This window comes from Ancylomarina subtilis (genome assembly GCF_004217115.1).
Classification (GTDB): Bacteria; Bacteroidota; Bacteroidia; order Bacteroidales; family Marinifilaceae; genus Ancylomarina; species Ancylomarina subtilis.
Window position 1 is genome coordinate 2,545,730 of sequence record NZ_SHKN01000001.1, and the last position, 21,738, is coordinate 2,567,467.

The window sequence follows — 21,738 nt, forward strand, 5'->3', positions numbered from 1 at the left end:
TTCCATCTAAATCACTCAATATAAAAGGACTAATCAAACCAATAACAAGCATCTCAATTTCTAAATAGGATCGATAGAAATGGTAAACTCACAATTTCAAAACCGATCTCAATTTGGTATTACAAGCAAGTCCATTACTTTTGAGGGATTCAAACAATTATATTTTATGCGATTTGTTGGCGTACCACAATTTTTAAAAAGACTTTTCTCCCGTCTCATTTGGGACTACAATACAGGAGAGAAAATTGTTTACATCACCTTTGATGATGGGCCTATTCCAGAGTCCACACCCTGGACCCTAAAGCTTCTTAGCGATAAGAATGTAAAAGCGACTTTCTTTTGCGTAGGCGATAATGTGAGAAAATATCCGGAAATTTATCAGCAGATTTTGAAGGAGGGTCATGCCGTTGGTAATCACACCCACAATCACTTAAGAGGTTTTACAAATCAAACGCAAAGCTATGTCAATAATGTAAGACTGGCGAGTCAATATATCAATTCCGAACTCTTTCGCCCTCCTTATGGCATGATTAAACGCTCCCAAGCCAAACAACTTTTAAAGAATTATAAAATCGTCATGTGGGATGTTCTGAGTCAGGATTATCGACAAGATATCAGCCCTGAGTCATGCTACAAAGCGGTATTAAAAAACATCAAGCCTGGTTCCATTATTCTTTTCCACAACCATGTGAAATCTGAGAAAAATATGCGTTATGCCTTGCCTCGCTTGATTGATGAACTAAGAAACAGAGGCTTTGAATTTGGGGTTTGTAAATAAAAAAAAGAGCAGAACCCAATTAAGATTCTGCTCTTCTTATATTTATCTCAACGAGATCTAATTCTCTGTCGTCTCTCCTCCAAATTCCATCAAGTAAGCTTTGATAGAAGCATCCAAATCGCCATCTAAAACAGCCTGTACATTTGAGGTTTCGTGGCCTGTACGCACATCTTTTAGCTTTTGTAAGTTTTTATCTGATGATTAAATAGGCGTAAAGAATATTCATCAGATAATTTATCTCAACAGTAAATCAATTTATCTGATGATTTTCAGGATGTAGACTATTCTTTGGATAAAATTAATGTCTCCCAAAGCTGCAGTTCAGATTTATCTGATTCATGAATGTTCATCAGATAATTTACATCGACCGTAAACGAATTTATCCGATAAATTTTCATCTTCTAAACGATTTATCGGATAAATAGACTCGGTTAATCCTTCTTAATTTTTCAAATCATAATCTTTTCTTAAGTCAAGAATTAAACTTATCTTCCTGTTAAACTTAAACATTAAGATATGGATTTTGAAAGTGGACATATCTATCATATCCTCAACCAAGGAAATAACAGAAGGAAAATTTTCTTTAAAAGAGATAACTACCTCTATTTTATTAAGAAAATAAGAACACACATTCTCCCATATGCAGATATTATTGCATGGTGTTTAATGCCTAACCATTTTCATTTAATGGTGCACGTCAATAACACAGAGATTACTGTTAATCCCAACACTGGAAATGAAAAATTAAGAAGTATCAACAGCTCTATAGCCATAATGCTTCATTCATATACAAGAGCTATTAATAAAGTTGAAAATACATCCGGTTCTCTTTTTAGAGCAAGAACAAAAGCTTATTGTTTGGATAAAATTGAATCTGCAGATCACGTCTGGTATTCTGATAATGGTATAAGCATGATAAATACAGATCACTCGACAAGATATCATCTGCAAACCTGCTTTAATTATATTCACAATAATCCAAGTGCAGCGAAATTGGTAGAGTGTAATACCGATTGGGAGTTTTCTTCTGCAATTGACTATGCCGACAGACGAAATGGTAATCTGGTGAATAAAGACATTGCTATAAAGCTAGGGCTAATATAATTGAGAGTTATCTGATGAATTGTTTTTTAAGTCTATTAATTCATCTGATAACTTTTATTTCTCAATATCAATATACTCTAATCTAGATTTATCCGATAAATTCTCATATTGTAAAAAATTTATCAGATAAATGAATTCGGTTAATCCTCCTTGTTCTCGCCTCCAAATTCCATTAAATAGGCTTTAATAAAACCATCCAGATCGCCATCTAATACGGCTTGTACATTTGAGGTTTCGTGACCTGTTCGAACATCTTTCACCATTTTGTAAGGCTGCATCACATAGGAACGGATTTGAGATCCCCACTCTATTTTTTTCTTAGTGCCTTCAATCTTATCTAGCTCTTCCTGACGCTTACGCAATTCCAGCTCGTAAAGCTGCGATTTAAGCAAGCGTAAAGCGTTCTCACGGTTACCAAGTTGCGAACGGGTTTCGGTGTTCTCTATGATGATGCCAGTGGGTGCATGCCGCAAGCGAACGCCCGTCTCCACCTTATTCACATTCTGACCTCCTGCTCCCCCCGATCGGAATGTATCCCAGGTGATATCAGCAGGGTTGATTTGAATATCAATCGTATCATCAATAGCGGGATAAACATAGACCGAAGCAAAGGTTGTCATTCGCTTATTGGCCGCATTAAAGGGCGATAAACGCACCAAACGATGCACGCCTGTCTCCGATTTTAAGAATCCGTATGCAAAATCACCTTCAAATTCGAGAGTTGCTGATTTAATTCCAGCCTCATCGCCTTCCTGATATTCCAATTGTCGAACCTTGTAACCATTAGCTTCACCATAGCGCAAGTACATGCGATAAAGCATGCCTGCCCAATCTAAACTCTCGGTTCCTCCAGCCCCGGAATTGATCTTTAGGATGGCTCCCATCTGATCTTCTTCCTTGCGAAGCATATTCTTCAACTCCAACTCTTCGAGCAATTTCTTTGTTAAAGCATATTGCGCATCAACTTCTTCCGGAGAGGCTTCCCCCTCTTTTGCAAATTCGTAAAGCACCTGTAAATCATCTTCTGAAGCTTTCACCTCATCATAGGATTCAACCCAGGATTTCAAACTTCTAACCTTCTTCATTTGCACCTCAGCCTCCTTAGGATTGTCCCAAAAACCGGGTGCCTGTGTGCGCAAGTCTTCTTCTTGTATCTGGATTAATTTGGCATCAATGTCAAAGATACCTCCTCAGCGCTATCGTGCGCTCCGCTAAATCTTTTAGCTGGTCATTTGTTATCATATGTATGTGATTTTATAATCGAGAATCAAAGTTAACAAAATTCATTTGTTATACCCCACAAGACGCGATTCATCCTCACTCTTTAAAAGTGAAGCGATGCAAAATTTAATCTTAAGAACTATGATTTTAAGGTACTGGATCGTGCCCGTGTCCGCCCCAGGGATTACAGGACAAAATGCGTTTTATAGCCAGGTAGCTCCCCTTAAATGGGCCGTGAGCCTTTAGGGCTTGAATAGCGTATGTAGAACAAGTCGGTGTGTATCGGCATGCCGAAGGAGTCATGGGGGAAATAAACATCTGATAAAACCTAATCGGCAGTATCATGACGAAAAGTATCGCCTTCTTCAATTTGCTTAACAAACTTGTCATATTCAGGTCCTATACGCCGAAGAGCTTTTACGAGTTTCGTATCCATCTCGGCTGATTTCAGAATTGTTTTAGGCAAATATACAATCATAAACGATATTTGTGCCTCTCTGTCATTCAAATCCTTATAAAGCAGGTGTTTATTCAAACGGTAAATTTCACGAATTCTTCGTTTCAATAAATTACGTTTAACCGCCTGCTTAAAACTCCTTTTAGTGACTGTAATAGCAACCTGAGCTGGAAAGTCAACATCAAGTGGTGTACTTTTCCACACGATACGGAAAGGATAACACGTAAAGCCTCTGCCTTCAGCAAACAAGCTCGAAATGCGCTTTTTGTGACAAAGGCGTTCCTCTTTTGTAAAACGATAGCGTACAGAATCGGTCATGTATAATGGATAAAAGGAGCTTGAAGCTTAAATTTACTAAAAAAGTATCTATATCAGAAAGATGCCTTGGGGATAATAAAAAAGGGGAAAGCAACTTTCCCCAATTCAGTTTGAAGAGATCTTCTACAATAGAAAAATCATCTTTCAATATTTTATTTGTCCTTGTTCTCTTTGTTGTATGCCTTAATAAATTGATCCAAAGCCATGGTCATTGATGGTGCCTGTGGCATTGGAGCTTGAATATCAAGACGAAGGTTTGCGTCTTTTACAGCTTTTGATGTTGCTGGACCAAAGGCTGCTATTACTGTCCCATTCTGTTCAAAATCAGGGAAGTTTTGTAATAGAGATTTAATTCCAGATGGGCTATAAAAAGCAAGAATATCGTAATTTACATCAGCCAAATCTGACAAATCACTACTGACTGTCTTATAAAGAATAGCTTTGGTGTATTTTATCTTATTTTTATTCAATAAAGCTGGAATAGATTGCTTATGAATATCTGAAAGAGGCAATAAGAATTTTTCTTTTTTGTGCTTTACGATTGTGTCAATCAGATCTTCAAAAACTCTTACTCCAAAGAAAATTTTTCTTTTACGATACACGATATATTTCTGAAGATAAAAAGCCGTTGATTCCGAAATACAGAAATATTTCATATCATCTGGAATCGTAACGCGCATTTCTTCAGCAATTCTAAAGAAATGATCAATCGCCGTTCTACTAGTAAAAATTACCGCAGTATGGTCTAGAATATTGATTCTCTCTTGTCTGAATTCTTTGGCACTTATACCTTCAACTTGAATGAAAGGGCGAAAATCAATTTTTAAGTTGTACTTTTCTGCCAGATCGAAATAAGGCGATTTTTCCGTTTGGGGCTTCGGTTGCGAAACTAATATTGTTTTGATTTTCAAGGCTATAATCTTTAATTAAAACATTATTTTCCACTCTTAGATTACTATCCTACTAATAATTTGTAAATCATTAGCAAAGGGAGTATTTCCAGAGCGCAAAGATACAAAATCATATAAAATATAGAAACATGTTTACGCAATAATATTTTTAAGCCCCTTGCAATTCTTAATATAAAGAAGAAGAAAACCATGAAAAGACCTATGTTTACGAGCCATTCCATCGCTTGAGGCCGCACAAAAGGCAGTGCAATAATCACCGGAAAGAGGAATAATCCAAGGTTCTTATTGTATAAAAACACCGTAAATAGGTATTCTTTACACTCATTTTTCCCCTTAAACACATAACCTAAACTCCTTATTACAATACTTTTCCCAACATATAAAAGAAGAATAGCAAGAAAAATTAAAGCGAATTCTTTAAACCCATTATCCAAACCCGAACTTAGGGAAACGTAGTTGAGAATGTTGACAGCAAACAATGAAATATTAACAACAAATAAAAGGTTAACGATCATTGACCCCTTCACCATATTGATATTCTTTTCCAGAAAAAGATTATTCGCTGTGTGGGAGTTAAAAATAGATTCAACAAGTTTCGACAAATATTTCCCAAACAAAAATTTAGCTGAAGCGAGTAAAAACAAAGAAAACAGAATAATCCCTACGAGCCAGTCATTTCCAAATCCAATATTCTGAAAGCGTGCAATTTCCTTACCCCCATACTTAGGCGCATGCTGAATAAATGCCTGCCTTGTACTATCAGCAAGAGCTAGAGAGTCCTTCACTAACAAACTTGAATCGTTTATAATTGAATCCGACTCATACAAAGCCGATTCTGCTGATAAGGAATCTTTAAGCATCAAGGTCCCTTGAGCCAGAGTATCACTATTGACAGATTTCTTTTGCGAGTTCCCAACCGTTGCAGTTGTATCAACACGTTCAGCATGTTTTTGAATAAAATCAGGGGAACAATTGGTCTTCATAGTTAATAAAAAATCTTTCAAAATTTGTTTTCACAAATATACGGGAATAAAAGAAATCTAAACTGGGAAATAACCCTTGAAATAACATTTCTTTGCTCAGTGCCCTATACATATTAAAAACACAACGAAACATCAGGTGAATGGATTAGCAAATCCTAATAAAATAAAAAGCATTTGGGTCCACCGATGCTCAAAATCCCTAACAATTTTAAAACAAGCTTTTCAGTTTGAAACTTTCTTTGGGTTTAATACCTCGGGCTGTTTTCTCCAATGAACAGCATTCGTTCTGAATATCGTGCTGAAAAAAGAGCGTGTAATTTTTCTCTACGGCTTCCTTCAAAAAGTCTTCTTTTTCCTTAAGAACAACAGTCGGAAAGAGATCGTAAGCTGCTATCCATTTCAAATTCACATTAGCCAAAGTCGGAATAAAGTCCGCAGTAAAAGCAATGGTTTTATCTGTATCATGAACAAGAACTGCCATCAAACCCTTTGTATGTCCATTAAACTGTCTAACTTCCACATTAGGAAAAAGTTCTCCATCCTTCTCAACCAGATTTAACTTACCCGCTTCGAATATTGGCATCATGTTTTCAGGGAAATAACTGTCACCTTCGCGAACATTAGGGTTTAGGTAATTCTCCCACTGTGCTTTGCTCACCCAATGTGTCGCATTCGGAAATACCAACTCCAATTCTTTTGTTCCCGCCTTATAACGAGTCGCACCACCACAATGATCAAAATGAAGATGTGTAAAAATCACATCTGTAATATCCTCAAAGTCACAACCCAATTTACTAAGTGACGATTGAAGCGTATCGTCTCCCCAAAGGTGATAATGGCTGGTGTAAGAGTCAGCCTGCTTGTCGCCTGTTCCATTATCAATTAAGATGCGGCGATCACCATCAACAATAAGCATACTTCTCAGGGCGCAATCACAAAGATTATTTTCATCAGCAGGATATTTTTTATTCCACATGAACTTAGGAACAACACCAAACATTGCACCACCATCGCATTTAAAATTCCCGGTTTCTATTGAATAGATTTGCATTTTCTTCATTATTTTTTTTCGAATTGCAGAAGCAAATAATACTAAAACAAGCCGCTTGATAAATCAACATTAAACGATTAATGCTTAAAGTAAGAAAGAAAAAATAATACTGCCAATCACAGAGGATTTGATTATATTTAACTTTCATTTGTTTTCAGTCAGTATTACTTCATAAAACCAATAAAATCCATTCAAAACAAAGGTTTTAATTTAAAGTAACAGATAAGACAGATCTTATTAACAACCTGAAAAAAAACACAAAACACATTTAAATACAATTCGTTCAAAATTTTTGATTGATGCCACCATTAATCAAGCTAAAAATATTATCAATGCGAGTACATTTTATTGCCATTGGCGGAGCTGCTATGCACAATCTGGCGCTTGCCCTACACAAAAAAGGATTTAAGGTTTCAGGATCAGATGATGAAATATTTGACCCTTCGAAAAGTCGATTGGAAAAATACGGTTTGCTCCCTGAAGAATGGGGCTGGTTTCCAAACAAAATTACATCAGATATTGACGCCATCATTTTAGGCATGCATGCCAGAATTGATAACCCCGAACTACTAAAAGCAAAAGAACTGGGGCTAAAAATCTACTCATACCCGGAATACATCTACGAACAAACCAAGGACAAAACCCGCGTTGTGATTGGCGGATCACATGGCAAAACGACCACCACATCGATGATTATGCATGTTTTAAAGTGCAATCAGATCGACTTTGATTATATGGTTGGAGCGCAAATAGAAGGCTTTGACACCATGGTAAAACTCAGTGAAGATGCAAAGATCGCTGTTTTCGAAGGAGACGAATACCTCGCCTCGCCTATCGATCCTCGTCCGAAATTCCATCTCTATCACCCGCATATTGCTCTGTTGACTGGTATTGCATGGGATCATATCAATGTCTTTCCTACCTTCGAAAACTACTTAAGTCAATTCGAGACCTTCATCAACTTTATTAAACCTGGTGGTAGCCTCATCTATTTTGAAAACGATCAGCATATTGCTAAGATGGTTCAAAAGAAAAGAGATGACATCTCATACAGACCTTACAAGTCGCACCCCCACAAAGTGGATAATGGCATCAGTTCATTAATTACAAAAAATGGCGAGTTTGAATTATCAATCTTTGGCGAACACAATCTCCAAAACCTACAAGGGGCCTACCTAATCTGCAAGGAATTAGGTCTAAGTGACGAGCAATTTTATTCCTCGATAAAAAGTTTTGGAGGAGCAGCCAAACGTTTACAAAAATTAGCCCAAAACAAACAGACCATCGTTTATCAGGATTTTGCCCACTCGCCTTCTAAACTTGAAGCCACGACCCAAGCTGTGAAAAATCAGTTTCCTGACAGAAAGCTTATTGCCTGTATGGAACTTCACACATTCAGTAGTTTGAAAGAAGAGTTTCTGCCTGAATACAATGGCAGCATGTCATTTGCAGATGTTGCCATGGTATATTTCAACCCCAAAACAGTTGAACACAAAAAATTGACACCCATCACCATTCAACAGGTTCAAGAAGCATTTGGCGGCGATAACTTGAAAGTTTATACGGACTCTCAAGTTTTATTAACAGATTTAATGCAATTAAACTTCGAAAAAACGAATCTCCTTCTAATGAGCTCTGGCAACTTTTCCGGTTTAAACCTAAAAGAAGTCGCTGATAAAATTATCATGAAGGCATAAACGACTCAGTCTTGATACGAATAATAGTGGGAGGTGCTAAAAACGGCACCTCTTATTTTTATCCTGCTTTTATGATTGATCTAAATTCTTCAAACATTGATGGTCCTACCACAAACAAAGGTCTTCTTACTTAATCTCTAAAAGTATTCCAACATCTCTTATGTCAGAATTAAGTACAACTGATAGTGATAACAGCACTCTGTACTCAATTTATAAAAAATCAAAAAGGACGCTAAATACCAGACTGTTAGAAAAAACAGTTAAAAAACATAGAGAATATTTCTCTAGATATACTTACATTTGCGCTCAGCTAATTTTTAAATACGACATCATGGTGCATACTATTGGGGACAACAATTCCCTTTTCAACCAATTTATAGCTGAAATTCGCGACGTAAATGTTCAAAACGATCCTTTACGATTCAGAAGAAACCTAGAAAGAGTAGGTGAAATCTTTGCTTATGAAATCAGCAAAACTTTTAATTACTCTGAAAAAGACGTTCAAACGCCACTTGGAACTGCAAAAATGAATCTTCCTGAAGATGAAGTTGTGGTTGCTTCTATCCTTAGAGCGGGTTTACCATTACACAATGGCCTGTTAAACTACTTTGATCGTTCAGAAAATGCTTTCATTTCAGCTTACCGTAAGTATAACGAAAAGGGTGAATTCGAGATTAAGTTCGAGTACATTTCATCTCCTTCTATCGATGGGAAAGTTGTTATTTTAGCTGATCCTATGCTTGCTACTGGTTCATCAATGGAATTAGCTTACAAAGCTTTATTCACCAAAGGAACACCTAAGCATGTACACATTGTATCCGTTATTGCAAGTGCTGAAGGAGTTGAATTTGTGAAAGAAAAACTTGCCGGAGAGAATATTACACTTTGGATGGGAGCTATCGATCCAGAATTGAACTCAAAATCGTACATTGTTCCAGGTTGTGGTGATGCCGGCGATTTAGCTTTTGGTGCAAAACTATAAGAAAAATCATTTATCAGATATAAAAAAAGACCTGCAAATTGCAGGTCTTTTTTTATATCTCAACACAAGCTCTTCAAGCCTATTTTTTTAATATCTCTTTATATTTCTGATGATCCTTGAGCGTATTCATTGCTTCTTTTAAAACCTTATCATCACGAAGTGCATACAAGATTCCTCCGGTTTGATATTGGTATCGCTTCACAATTTCATGTGCCAGGAGAGTCTTAATCTCTTTTTCAAACATATTCAAGTCGCGATCAAGATTTGGAGTCAATTTCGCCGTTATATGGTCAAACTCTTCCTCTGCTATCTTAAAATATTTTTCCTCTTTTGCGGCCTTTTTAAGTGCTTCTAAAATTTCTGTACTTTCTGATTCATATTCAAATTTTTCCGCTTTCAAAAACTGCTTAAAATCTTCATAATCTTCATCTGAAATCTCAAAAGAAGTCGCATCTGCAATCTCAGAATGCTTATTGGCATAAAGTGTTGCGTAATCGAAGATCTTGAACTTGCGAATTAAACCAACCGACAAGCTGCTATACAGATCAAGATCAACTTTCACATCTGGCAGAATACCCCCTCCGTCACGAACAATACGTCCATTTTTGGTTTTAAACTCGCTAATAAGCGTATCAGGTACTTTCCCTACACTCCCATCTTTATTTCGATGGGTATAATCCAATGCTTGAATACATCTTCCACTTGGAATATAATACTTTGCTGTTGTAACCTTCAACTTTGAGTTATAGCTTAAATTACGAGTTGTCTGTACAAGCCCTTTCCCAAAGGTGCGTTGCCCAACAATCACACCTCTGTCTAAATCCTGAATAGCCCCTGAAACAATTTCAGATGCCGAAGCCGACCCTCTACTAACAAGAACAGCGATTGGAATATCAGTATCCATAGGAACTTTCTCTGCTTTATAGTCTTTATCCCACTGGCTGACTTTTCCTTTTGTACTGACAATACTTTCACCCTTGGCAACAAAAAGATTAACAATATCAACTGCTTGATCCAATAAGCCCCCTGGGTTACCTCTCAAGTCAAGAATAATTGATTTTGCGTGCTGCTCCTCTAATTCACGTAAAGCATTTCTAACTTCACCGGCCGCCTTATTGGTGAACTGATTCAAATTGATATAACCAATTGAATCCTCCAGCATCCCATGATAAGGAACCGATTTTAATTGAATTTCAGCTCGAACAACCTCTTTTTCAATCAACTTATCCACACCCGGACGACGAATCTTAATGGTAAGTGGCATGTTAGCCTGACCTTTCAGAAGATTGCTAACATCAGCTGTTTCCTTTTTATCGATTTTAATCCCATTAATCTCAACAAATATATCACCCGCCTTTAGGCCTGCTTTATCTGCGGGAAGATCCTTATATGGTTCAGCAACAATAATATCATCCCCATGCTTACTGATTAATGATCCAATTCCAGCATACTCGCCCGTTGTCATCAACTTAAAATCTTCCATTTCAGACTCCGGAATATAGGTTGTATACGGATCAAGAGATGCAAGCATAGCATCCATACTTTTTTTAATCAGATCACCAGCATCAATCTCATCAACATAAAACATATTTAGCTCTCTAAAAAGAGTATGATAAATGTTTAGATTCTTACTGATTTCGAAATTCTTTTCGTCCCTGTTGAATCCATAAAAAGCCCCACTACAAAAGAGTATGGCAGCCAACATTATCAGGATTCCTTTCTTCTTAAATACCTTCATATTTCGAGATTTGAATTTGTAGATTTCTATAAGTGAATTCAGATGTTTAAATAGCAGGTGCCAAGAACAATTTTACAAAATATTCACCAAACATCTAATTCCACAGCTTCTGAGCAGCTGTAAGTCAAAGATAGAAAATATGATTAAAGCTTGGGGTTTTTATTAACATTTATTAATGATGCTGATAATGATACTAAAGTTAAAGGGAAATTTTCGCTACCATCCTACTAAACAAAAACTTAGCTCCCTTATCATGTGAAAGTTAATTTTCATCAAACAAATGAATAAATAATCTTTCAACATTCAATTTCAAATAAATACCCGAAAGTCTTATACTTAAAGGGCTCAGGTAGAAACGCCCATCACAAACAAGCCCTAAACACCCAATTCTCAGACAATTATATTTTGAAAACTCAAATATATTGCCTAACTTTTTTCTAGAATTGGATCATTATCTAATTCTTTGGGTTAGTATTTATTAACTCCTTACTTGTTCGGAAGTTAATAACGGTTAGTGGTTACAAAGCGATGAAGTTTCTTCATCGCTTTGGTACTTTATAACAGTCTGCAATATTTTTCACTAGAAATAACTAATTTTAGGGCAAATTAATTCTGATAATTAATCTATGCACAGCCTTCTTTCTTATCTCAAATATTTCCTTTTCCCCTTTAGTCTCATTTATGCAGTCATCCTTTCGGTTCGAAATTTAATGTTTGATTGCGGCTATTTAAAATCTAAATCATTCGATTTGCCAATTATTTCTGTTGGGAATATTTCTGTTGGAGGTACGGGTAAAACACCACACACTGAATACCTCATCAAACTTTTGCAAGACAAATACCGCTTGGCCAGTTTAAGTCGAGGTTATAAACGTCAATCGAAAGGTTTTGTATTAGCAGATCAAAACTCGAATTCACACGATTTGGGTGATGAGCCGATGCAAATGAATCGAAAGTTTCCAAAACTGAATGTTGCTGTTGATGCCGATAGAGTTAATGGGGTTAAAGAACTCCTCTCTGCTAAAAGAAATCTAAAATTGGATTGCATTCTCCTTGATGATGCCTACCAACACAGGTATATTAAACCCGGCTTATCTATTCTACTGATCGATTACAATCGCCCCATTACAACTGATTTTGTAATGCCCATGGGACGCCTTAGGGAAAGATCAGCCGGAAAGAAAAGGGCAGATATTATCATTGTAAGTAAGTGTCCGGCTAATTTAAGCCAGTCTGAAGCCGAAAAATTGAAAAAAGAAATCAGACCTCTTCCACATCAAAAGTTGTACTTTACCTGTCTGGATTATGCTCCCATAGAGTCTGTATTTAATGCCGATACTGAAACCCAAAGCTTAAGTGATTCGAAAAAAGAATCATTGGGCATTGTTCTGGTTACAGGGATTGCAAATCCTTCTCCTCTGAGAAAGTATTTGAAGCATTTTTGTTCTGAATTCGATGAAATTCAATTTCCGGATCATTACACATTTAAAGACAAAGATCTTGATCAGATCGAGAACACATTCAATCAGCTTAAAGCAAAAAATAAAATCATTATCACCACAGAAAAAGACGCTGTTCGCTTTCTGGATATGTCGATAAAATCAAATGTTCTCAAAGAAAACATGGCTTATATTCCTCTGCAAATCAAATTCCTGAATCAGACAAACACCATTTTTGACCAACAAATCACGGAATTTGTAGAGAGTTACAATTAAAAGCTGATTTTAATAAAGGCTCATTGGAAAAGGAAGCTTATCTAAAATAACAGCCCTCTGGCTTTGAAATATTTAATAAATCAAAACTCTTTCTTAGCTTTGTCGAAATTAATCAAAATTTAGACAAGCTTCTTGAACTATAGCGTAATACAAAACCAAGTATTACACTGGTGAATCATCATCGAGTTGAAGGACTAAAAACAAGTAAACATGTACGAAAATTTAAAGCAAAGCATCGAAGCTGCCTGGGAAGACAGAAGTCTTTTGAAGACCCCTGAAGTTCAGGAAAATATTAACACCATTATTGAATTGCTTGACAAAGGCACATTACGAACAGCCGAGCCTGTTGAAAATGGTTGGCAAGTGAACGAATGGGTTAAAAAAGCTGTCATCCTGTATTTTCCAATTCGCAAAATGGAAACCATTGAAGTAGGCCCTTTCGAATTCCACGATAAAATGGCTCTTAAAACCAATTATGCAGAGCTGGGTGTACGTGTTGTTCCTCACGCTGTATCACGTTACGGTGCATTCCTAGCCCGCGATGTGGTTATGATGCCTTCGTATGTGAATATTGGTGCTTACGTTGATGAAGGGACCATGGTTGACACCTGGGCAACAGTTGGTTCATGCGCACAAATTGGCAAACATGTACACTTGAGTGGTGGCGTGGGCATTGGTGGTGTTTTAGAGCCAATTCAAGCTGCACCAGTGATTATCGAAGATAACTGTTTCATTGGATCACGCTGCATTGTGGTTGAAGGCGTACATCTTGAAAAAGAAGTGGTTCTGGGAGCAAATGTTGTTCTTACAAAATCGACTAAAATTATTGATGTAACCGGTGAAGAACCCGTAGAGTATGATGGTTTTGTACCAGCTCGTTCAGTTGTGATTCCAGGTACCAGAACCAAGAAGTTCCCTGCCGGCGAATATCAGGTTCCTTGTGCCCTTATCATCGGAAAACGAAAAGCTTCAACCGATCTTAAAACATCATTGAACGACGCTCTGCGTGAGTACGATGTTGCCGTATAATTATTATCTGATAGAAAGATGCATAACGATATAAAACAAGCTTTAGAGGTCCTTAAAAAAGGAGGCGTAATTCTTTACCCAACCGATACGATTTGGGGTATTGGCTGCGATGCAACCAATGTGGAAGCTGTAAAAAGGGTGTACCAAATAAAGCAACGCGAGGATTCAAAGTCGATGTTGGTTCTAATGGAAAACCCAAACCGCATAAGCTCCTATGTTGATGAAGTTCCGGAGATTGCTTTGGATTTAATTGAAGTTGCAGAAAAGCCAACTACAATTATCTATTCAGGTGCCAAAAACCTTGCTAAAAATCTAATAAACTCAGATGGAAGTATTGGTATTCGAATTACTGAAGAAGCCTTTACGCAGCAGTTGATCCAACGCTTTCGCAAGCCAATTGTATCTACTTCGGCAAATATTAGCGGTGAGAAACCTGCACAAAATTTCACCGAAATCAATCAGGATATTATCGACGCGGTTGATTATGTGGTTGAATACCGTCAGAATGAAATGACAAAAGCTCAGGCATCAAGTATTATCAAAATTGGAGCCGATTGGGGGATTCAGATCATACGGGAATAAGGCATGCCCGAAAAATAAAAAAAACAACAAGCCCTTAACTTTCAAAAGTTAAGGGCTTGTTACTTGATGTAAATATCAAACTTAAATCAATTCATTTTAACGACTTTAATTCTGCGTTTTAAAAGAGAAACATTCAAATCTTGAGTCATTGCCATAGGTTCTCCATCAAGGTGATAGGTTTTTGAATTCGACTGGATATTCAGTTCACTCGCTCTTAAATAGGTCATATATTTTGAATTCTTAAGCTTACCTGTAAACATCTTGTAAACCAAAATTGGAGATAAAATCAATGGGTATTTCTTCATCAGCACCACCTCTAACAAACCATCGTCGTATTTTGCCTCGGGTGCAATAATGGCATTATTCCCAAACTGCCTTGTATTAGCCAAATAGATTCCCCAAAAATTTCCAGTAAGCTTAACCTGCCCTAAAGAAAGTTCAACGGCAATCGGCTTATAAGAAAAAAGGCCTTTTAAAGTACAGTAGATATATTTCTTAAGCCCACGAAACTTACTCCCATCAAAGAGGGACGCGACATGACTATCGAAACCCAAGCCGGCCACATTTATAGAATAATCATTATTGATCTTTGCAATATCAACCTCACGAATTTCCCCTTTTAGCATATTGCCAATAAGCTGTTCAACATTGTTTGTAAAACCCAGTTCTCTGGCAAATCCATTCCCCGATCCGTTAGGCAAAACAGCTAAAACGAGCTCATCATTGGCGACCAGATGTTTTAGAGTACAATTCACGCTACCATCTCCACCACAAATGACAACAATCTTATAATTCTTTATCTTATCGATAAAAAGATCATGAAACTCCTGAAGACTTTGGGTTAAAACATAATCGATATCATGCCCACTATTTTTTATTTGCCTGATAATACTATCTGGCTTCTGCTTTCCAGAATTTGGGTTGATAACAAAAAGGATATCACGAGCTTCGATTTGCATGGAACTGTTTTTAATTCAAAATATTGGGACTCAAACCCTCCTTGACATAGACAGAAGGGGCTTGTCTATTGACAATCAAGGCCAAAAATAAAAGATTTTTCAATTAAGTCAAGCTCAATTGGCTAATAAGAAATTTTAAACGGAAAATGAGATGCTTCTGCAGATTGGGATCGTAACGTACCTAATTTTTAACACGTACTTCTTTTTGCCCCACATAAATATTGTGATCAGAAGTTCTATACTTTGCAACAACATTCACAAGGGTATCAAGAACTTGCCCCTTATTAAAAAGGAAATCAATTCGACCAGATCCTTTTTCAGCAGATATGACTTTTGCTCTGACAGGAATGTATTTATTCTCAACCAAACGCGTGATGTAAAACTCCACATTCTTTGAATAATTATTCAGAAACATTTTCAACGTGACTCTATCGGACCGAACAAACTGTTGCGATTCTATTGATGGGAAGACTTTTCGTAAACTTCCATTACGTTTGTATTCTTTTAGTCCAATTCCTGGCTCCCCCCTTTTATAAGGCGTTTCAGCCCAAAGTCTCCCATTGGAATAAAACTTCTTTTGTATGCCGTCTTTTTTATCATTCACATAAGGAGTTAGGGAATAAACCTGTCCATTCTTATGATATTTTTTGGCCATTCCGTTCAACTCATCTCCTACATATATGACCTCATCACTCAGTTCTCCAGTATCATAATAAACACGGGCAACACCTTCTCTTATCCCATTTTTGTAAAAGGTCTCAGATTTTAACTTATCCCCATTATATCTTTTTACCCAACCTTCCAATACTTCGCCATCCTCATTTTTGATGACCGTTTCTTGTGCGTTCTTAGACTGGCAAGCAAATAACAGGAATATTGAGAGAATATAGAGTAACTGTTTCATTATTATAAATTCGGTTATTTCATAAAAATAAATAAAGCTAGTGAATAATAAAATTTAGGGATCGAATAATAGATTATCAATAAAGGATATAAGCATCAGAACTACAGCTTGAAACTTAACCTCACCCCATCCGTTTCCGCTTTATCAGATAAGCTTGTAAGACGTCTTTAAAGGGTTTATGGATATCAGCCTCAACAAAATCGATAGCAAATTGACTACACAGCAGTTTCATTTCATCGTAAAAAGCGGCTTGCTTTTGAATAAAAGCATCACGAACCTCTGATGGATTCAATTTTAAGCTCTCCCCAGTTTCCATATCAATAAACCTGGATGGACGATTGGCATATTTAAAGTCATTTTCCAAGTCATGATCCGTTACAGCAAACAAAACCACTTCATGCTTATTGTAACGCAAATGCTGAAGAGCTTCCAGTATTTCCTGAGGACTATCATCCCCCATCAAATCGGAAAAAATAACGATTAAAGAACGCTTATGAATGGCCTCAGCTAAGTGGTGAATATTTTCAGAAAACTTCGTATTTCGGTTTAAACCAATCTCTTCCTTATTATAAATCTTTAACAGCTCAGCATAAAGTCGCTGCGCGTGTGCAACAGATAGTTTTGCTGGGGTTAGCAATTCAATCTCATCTGAGAAAGTAGCCAGGCCTACAGCATCGCGTTGGTTCCGTAAAAGATGGATCAAAGCCGCAGAACAAAGCACCGAAAAGGCCATTTTAGAGACTTTCTTGTCCTGATAAGGGAAAAGCATAGATGATGAGGTATCAATCACTAAATGCGCTCTAAGGTTGGTCTCCTCTTCGAATTGTTTCACAAAAAGTTTATCACTTCGTGCATAAAGTTTCCAATCGACATGTTTCGTGGATTCGCCCTTATTATACTGGCGATGCTCAGCAAACTCAACCGAAAAACCATGATAAGGACTTCGATGCAAGCCTAGAAGAAAACCTTCAACAATTTGTCTGGCCATTAGCTCCAAATTGTCAAATGCTTCAAATTCTATTAAATCAGATAATTGCTTCATGATTGTACTTGCCTAATTGTGATAAACTCAACAAATCCTTTTCAGATTAATCATTCAAATTTGACAAAAAAAAGGCATAGAAAAGAATTCTATGCCTTAAATATGATTGCAATGTTTTACTATCGATTAAAGTAAAGCATTCATTTTTTCAGCTATTGCTGTTTTTGGTACAGCACCCACTTGCTTGTCAACAACCTCACCATTCTTTAAGAAAATAATGGTAGGAATGTTACGAATACCAAACTTAGCAGCAGTTGCAGGACATGAGTCAACATCAACTTTAGTTACTACAAATTTGCCATCGTAATCTTGAGCTAATTCATCAACAATAGGTCCAACCATTCTACATGGTCCACACCATTCAGCCCAAAAGTCAACCAATACAGGCTTATCAGATTTTAAAACAATCTCTTCGAAATTAGTATCATCTACTTTAATAGTCATGGTTTTTTTTATTTTTTGGTTTATATCCGCTAGATACATCCTATTGAAAGTCTCATATCTAGCTATCTAAAAATGTTAATTTTTAAAGACGCAATTTAGTTAATTTTGAAATCAATTTCAGAATTATTTTTAAAATATTCTATCAAATCAGAAGAAAGTTTCACTTTACAAGTGCGTGAAAACATTTTTAATTTCATCTTTCCCTCATCAACAATTACAAAATCAACAATCAAATTTCCTTTATTATCTTCGTGAGTCAAGCAATTCTCCATCTCGTTTACAATTTCCTGAGTCAGACTCATCACCGGAATTGTCAGAGTAATTCGTTTCACTCTTTGTTCTAAAACGTCAGATAGCAAGCCAATCGACTTGATTTTATATTCTAACTCAGTGGAATCCTTAGGCCAGGTTCGTTGCTGAACACGTCCGTTTATGAAAACCGAAAGTCCCTCAACAAAATAGTTGTTGAATTCCACAAAATCCTTCCCAAAGAAAGGCAACTCGTAGGAATCCGTAAAATCTTCGATATTAACGATAGCAAACGGGTTACCGGTACGTGTAATACCTCGTCGAATTGCCGTAACCATCCCCGCAATACTGATATCCTTATCTTTAAACTGAAACATATCTGTCGAAAGCTCAGCTAATGAAGCATTACAAAAAGAATCAATCTCCAAACGATAATCGTCAAGGGGATGAGCTGAAAGGTAAATCCCAATCAAAGCCTTCTCCTTATTCAATCGCTCAAGTTTATTCCACTCACCCGAACTCGGCACTTTAGGTGGTGTAACCACATAGTCCTCAACTCCTCCAAAGAGGGTTTGTTGAGCCATGGCCTTTTCAGACTGCAATTTATTTCCATATTTGGATAAAAGCTCAATAAAAGGCGTATCGAACTCATCGCATGCAAAATACTGGCTGCGATTCAATTCAAAACTGTCAAAACCTCCGGACATAGCCAGATTCTCAAGTGTTCGTTTGTTGACAGTTCTTAAATTGACACGTTCAACAAAATCGAATATATCCTTAAATTCACCATTTTCTCGTTCTCTGATGATATCCTCAACAGCAGCCTCTCCAACACCTTTAACCGCTGCCATTCCAAAACGAACAGCACCCTCCTTATTCACTGTAAAACGGAGATATGATTCATTCACATCAGGTCCTAAAACGGGCAAACGCATGCGCTTACACTCATCCATAAAGATGGTTACCTTTTCGATATCAGACAGGTTACGACTTAGCACTGCTGCCATAAATTCAGCTGGATAATGTGCTTTCAGATAACCTGTTTGATAGGCAATATAAGCGTAACAAACCGAGTGCGATTTATTAAAAGCATATTGAGCAAAAGCTTCCCAGTCGGCCCAAATTTTGTCGATCAAATCTTCGGGTTTCTCAATTTTACGCGTCACCTCTTTGTCATCGCCTCTGGCTGTGAATTTGAAGGTTTTACCTTTTCCTTTCACCTCCTTCTCAAAACCTTCGATAAACTGATCATTTGCCAAACAACCTTCGATAAACTTCTCTTTCAGCTTATCCATCTCGGCAATTTTTTTCTTACCCATTGCCTTACGCAATGAATCTGACATACCTCGTGTAAATCCACCTAAAGCTCTCGACTGGAGCATCACCTGCTCCTGATAAACCGTAATACCATAGGTATCCTTCAGGTATTTTTCCATCATAGGATGATCGTATATAATCTCCTCAGTACCGTGCTTACGATTCACAAAGTTAGGAATGTATTGCATCGGTCCCGGACGGTAAAGCGCATTCATGGCCACAAGGTCCTCAAAACGGTTGGGTTTAAGTGCCTTCAAGTGTTTCTTCATCCCGGGTGACTCAAACTGGAAAATACCCGTTGTTTCACCATGTGAGAAAAGTTCAAATGTTTTCTCATCCTTAATCGGAATGCTATCAATATCGATATCAATTCCCTTAGACAGCTTAACATTGGCCAGCGTATCCTTAATAATGGATAGGGTTTTCAGTCCCAAAAAGTCCATCTTTAGCATGCCAACATCTTCTACAAAACGTCCATCGTACTGTGTTACTAACAGGTTAACACCTTTTACCTGCATAATAGGAATATGCTCAGTCAGAGCATCACGGCCAATGAGAATACCACAGGCGTGCACTCCGGTCTGACGAACCGATCCTTCCAAATTTTCAGCAAACCCCAGAGTTTGAGAGACCAATTGATCATCAGATGTTCTCTCCCTTTCCAGCTCCGGTTCTTCCTTAAAGGCTTTAGCCAAACTAACTTTAGGCCCATCAGGGACTAATTTAGCCAAACGATTTGCCTCTGATAAAGGGAGTTTCAGAACACGCGCCACATCCTTAATGGATGATTTGGCCGCCATGGTTCCAAAGGTTACAATATGTGACACCTTTTCGTGTCCATATTTTTCAGTCACCCAATCCAAAACCTGCTGACGACCATCGTCATCAAAGTCGATATCGACATCGGGCATGGAAATACGATCCGGATTCAGGAAACGCTCGAACAGCAAATCGTATTTAATTGGGTCTATATTGGTAATTTTAATGCAATAGGCTACAGCCGATCCCGCCGCAGAACCACGACCTGGCCCCACAATAACGCCCATGTCACGGGCAGCTTTAATAAAGTCCCAGGTAATCAGGAAGTAACCTGGAAATCCCATCTTCTTGATGGTCTCAAGCTCAAAATCCAAACGCTCAACAATCTCTTTAGGCAGATCTTCTCCCCAACGCTCGTGAGCACCCTCATAGGCTAAATGACGTAAGAAACTATCGGCATTCTCAAAGCCTTCCGGAATAGGAAAATCGGGCATCAATGGCGGAACATTTAACTCATAGTTCTCCACCTTATCAGCTATTTCCTGCGTATTGGTAATCGCTTCAGGAACATCCGCAAAAAGCTCACACATCTCGGCTGTGGTCTTCAAAAATTCCTGTTTGGTATATCGCATTCGAGTGGGATCATCCAAATCCTTACCTGTATTCAAACAAATCAGAAGATCATGTGCATCCGCATCTTCTTCATTTAAAAAATGAGAATCATTGGTCGCAATTACCTTAACATCATGCTTTTTCGAAAGCTCTAATATCTTCTTATTACATAGCTCCTGATTATCGTATATATCGGCATTCTTTACGGGGTCATCCGTCTTGTGACGCATGATTTCCAAATAATAATCTTCCCCAAACAAATTCTTATACCAGGTAATGGTCTCATCCAACTCAGCCCATCGCTCATTCATAATATGCTGAGGGACTTCTCCTCCTAAACAAGCTGTTGAAATGATAAGGCCTTCATGATGTTTTTCCAAAAGCTCTCTATCGATACGAGGTTTGTAATAGAATCCATCCACATATCCCAATGAAGCCAATCGCATCAGATTGTGATAGCCTTCCTTGTTCTTAGCCAAAATTATTAAATGATAACCTGATCGATCTTGCCTTTCACTCTTATCGAAACGCGAACGACGCGCCACATAAGCTTCAATGCCCAAAATGGGTTTAATTCCACTAGACGTTGCTGCTGCATGAAATTCCTTAATTCCAAACATGTTGCCATGATCAGTCAGGGCAACAGCAGGCATGCCATCTTCCTTAACCTTGTCGATCATGCGTTTGATTTTTGACGCACCATCGAGAATGGAATATTGTGAGTGAACGTGTAAGTGTGTGAATTTGGTCATCGATTCGGTTTAATAAAATTTCGGTTCCCATCTGAATCTGTAGATATTCAAAACATTAGAAATATCATCTTTTCAAAATGGCCTTCCGACAAATTTAAGCTTTTCTACGGTTTTATTCCTGTGAAATCAATCGA

Annotated in this window: 19 protein-coding genes and 1 pseudogene; 7 read left to right on the forward strand and 13 right to left on the reverse strand. The window is 37.5% G+C overall.

Annotated elements, in window-relative coordinates; genetic code table 11:
• Nucleotides 1-79 precede the first annotated feature (79 nt).
• Nucleotides 80-778, forward strand: a complete 699-nt coding sequence (locus EV201_RS10460; protein ID WP_207224434.1) for a polysaccharide deacetylase family protein — start codon at nucleotides 80-82, stop codon at nucleotides 776-778.
• Between the two features lie 57 nt (nucleotides 779-835).
• Here the strand turns inward: EV201_RS10460 and prfB (EV201_RS16560) are convergent.
• Nucleotides 836-955 (reverse strand): annotated as a pseudogene (prfB, locus tag EV201_RS16560) (peptide chain release factor 2); the annotation flags it as partial.
• Nucleotides 956-1,294: 339 nt separating this feature from the next.
• Between prfB (EV201_RS16560) and EV201_RS10465 the strand changes: the two are divergent.
• Nucleotides 1,295-1,882, forward strand: coding sequence for a transposase (locus EV201_RS10465; protein WP_130307512.1), 588 nt, complete (start codon nucleotides 1,295-1,297; stop codon nucleotides 1,880-1,882).
• A 140-nt stretch (nucleotides 1,883-2,022) separates the two neighbouring features.
• On the opposite strand, the gene prfB (EV201_RS10470) is transcribed toward EV201_RS10465, so the two are convergent.
• From prfB (EV201_RS10470) to EV201_RS10495, 6 genes are all read right to left on the reverse strand, one after another.
• Nucleotides 2,023-3,124, reverse strand: a protein-coding gene (gene prfB, locus EV201_RS10470) for a peptide chain release factor 2 (RefSeq protein WP_130307513.1) whose coding sequence is annotated in 2 segments (ribosomal slippage) — nucleotides 2,023-3,060 and nucleotides 3,062-3,124 — 1,101 coding nt in all. Because the reading frame shifts where the segments join, the coding sequence is not laid out codon by codon here.
• A 126-nt stretch (nucleotides 3,125-3,250) separates the two neighbouring features.
• Nucleotides 3,251-3,421, reverse strand: coding sequence for a membrane protein insertion efficiency factor YidD (gene yidD / locus EV201_RS10475; protein ID WP_262707916.1), 171 nt, complete (start codon nucleotides 3,419-3,421; stop codon nucleotides 3,251-3,253).
• A gap of 10 nt (nucleotides 3,422-3,431) precedes the next feature.
• Complete coding sequence (locus EV201_RS10480; protein WP_130307515.1) at nucleotides 3,432-3,878, reverse strand: ribonuclease P protein component; 447 nt, start codon at nucleotides 3,876-3,878, stop codon at nucleotides 3,432-3,434.
• Nucleotides 3,879-4,030: 152 nt separating this feature from the next.
• Complete coding sequence (locus EV201_RS10485) at nucleotides 4,031-4,789, reverse strand: uroporphyrinogen-III synthase (protein ID WP_130307516.1); 759 nt, start codon at nucleotides 4,787-4,789, stop codon at nucleotides 4,031-4,033.
• 44 nt (nucleotides 4,790-4,833) lie between these two features.
• Nucleotides 4,834-5,772 (reverse strand): DUF4271 domain-containing protein, encoded by a 939-nt coding sequence (locus tag EV201_RS10490; RefSeq protein ID WP_130307517.1) that lies wholly within the window; start codon nucleotides 5,770-5,772, stop codon nucleotides 4,834-4,836.
• A 208-nt stretch (nucleotides 5,773-5,980) separates the two neighbouring features.
• Nucleotides 5,981-6,832 carry an MBL fold metallo-hydrolase gene (locus EV201_RS10495; RefSeq protein WP_207224435.1) on the reverse strand — a complete coding sequence of 284 codons (852 nt, stop codon included), beginning with the start codon at nucleotides 6,830-6,832 and terminating at the stop codon, nucleotides 5,981-5,983.
• 323 nt (nucleotides 6,833-7,155) lie between these two features.
• Between EV201_RS10495 and EV201_RS10500 the strand changes: the two genes are divergently transcribed.
• Together EV201_RS10500 and upp are read left to right on the forward strand one after the other, a co-directional pair.
• On the forward strand, nucleotides 7,156-8,520 hold the full coding sequence (locus EV201_RS10500) for a UDP-N-acetylmuramate--L-alanine ligase (RefSeq protein WP_130307518.1): 1,365 nt from the start codon (nucleotides 7,156-7,158) through the stop codon (nucleotides 8,518-8,520).
• Between the two features lie 331 nt (nucleotides 8,521-8,851).
• Nucleotides 8,852-9,502, forward strand: a complete 651-nt coding sequence (gene upp, locus EV201_RS10505; protein ID WP_130307519.1) for a uracil phosphoribosyltransferase — start codon at nucleotides 8,852-8,854, stop codon at nucleotides 9,500-9,502.
• A 79-nt stretch (nucleotides 9,503-9,581) separates the two neighbouring features.
• Here upp and EV201_RS10510 read toward each other — a convergent pair whose 3' ends face one another.
• Nucleotides 9,582-11,240, reverse strand: a complete 1,659-nt coding sequence (locus EV201_RS10510) for a S41 family peptidase (protein ID WP_130307520.1) — start codon at nucleotides 11,238-11,240, stop codon at nucleotides 9,582-9,584.
• Between the two features lie 626 nt (nucleotides 11,241-11,866).
• On the opposite strand from EV201_RS10510, the gene lpxK reads away from it, so the two are divergent.
• The 3 genes from lpxK to EV201_RS10525 all read left to right on the forward strand — a co-directional run bounded on the left by lpxK (nucleotide 11,867) and on the right by EV201_RS10525 (nucleotide 14,566).
• Nucleotides 11,867-12,955, forward strand: coding sequence for a tetraacyldisaccharide 4'-kinase (gene lpxK / locus EV201_RS10515; RefSeq protein WP_130307521.1), 1,089 nt, complete (start codon nucleotides 11,867-11,869; stop codon nucleotides 12,953-12,955).
• Between the two features lie 210 nt (nucleotides 12,956-13,165).
• Complete coding sequence (locus tag EV201_RS10520) at nucleotides 13,166-13,984, forward strand: 2,3,4,5-tetrahydropyridine-2,6-dicarboxylate N-succinyltransferase (protein WP_130307522.1); 819 nt, start codon at nucleotides 13,166-13,168, stop codon at nucleotides 13,982-13,984.
• A gap of 18 nt (nucleotides 13,985-14,002) precedes the next feature.
• Complete coding sequence (locus tag EV201_RS10525; protein WP_130307523.1) at nucleotides 14,003-14,566, forward strand: L-threonylcarbamoyladenylate synthase; 564 nt, start codon at nucleotides 14,003-14,005, stop codon at nucleotides 14,564-14,566.
• Between the two features lie 86 nt (nucleotides 14,567-14,652).
• Here the strand turns inward: EV201_RS10525 and EV201_RS10530 are convergent, their stop codons facing one another.
• The 5 genes from EV201_RS10530 to EV201_RS10550 all read right to left on the reverse strand — a co-directional run bounded on the left by EV201_RS10530 (nucleotide 14,653) and on the right by EV201_RS10550 (nucleotide 21,604).
• Nucleotides 14,653-15,525 (reverse strand): diacylglycerol/lipid kinase family protein, encoded by an 873-nt coding sequence (locus EV201_RS10530; RefSeq protein WP_130307524.1) that lies wholly within the window; start codon nucleotides 15,523-15,525, stop codon nucleotides 14,653-14,655.
• A gap of 181 nt (nucleotides 15,526-15,706) precedes the next feature.
• Nucleotides 15,707-16,429 (reverse strand): toxin-antitoxin system YwqK family antitoxin, encoded by a 723-nt coding sequence (locus tag EV201_RS10535; protein ID WP_130307525.1) that lies wholly within the window; start codon nucleotides 16,427-16,429, stop codon nucleotides 15,707-15,709.
• A 121-nt stretch (nucleotides 16,430-16,550) separates the two neighbouring features.
• Complete coding sequence (locus EV201_RS10540; RefSeq protein WP_130307526.1) at nucleotides 16,551-17,471, reverse strand: DUF58 domain-containing protein; 921 nt, start codon at nucleotides 17,469-17,471, stop codon at nucleotides 16,551-16,553.
• A 126-nt stretch (nucleotides 17,472-17,597) separates the two neighbouring features.
• A complete protein-coding gene (trxA, locus tag EV201_RS10545; RefSeq protein ID WP_129254205.1) occupies nucleotides 17,598-17,915 on the reverse strand; it encodes a thioredoxin in 318 nt (105 codons plus the stop codon).
• A 95-nt stretch (nucleotides 17,916-18,010) separates the two neighbouring features.
• The gene (locus EV201_RS10550; protein ID WP_130307527.1) at nucleotides 18,011-21,604 is read right to left on the reverse strand and encodes a DNA polymerase III subunit alpha; all 3,594 of its coding nucleotides are present in this window, start codon (nucleotides 21,602-21,604) and stop codon (nucleotides 18,011-18,013) included.
• Between the last annotated feature and the right edge of the window lie 134 nt (nucleotides 21,605-21,738).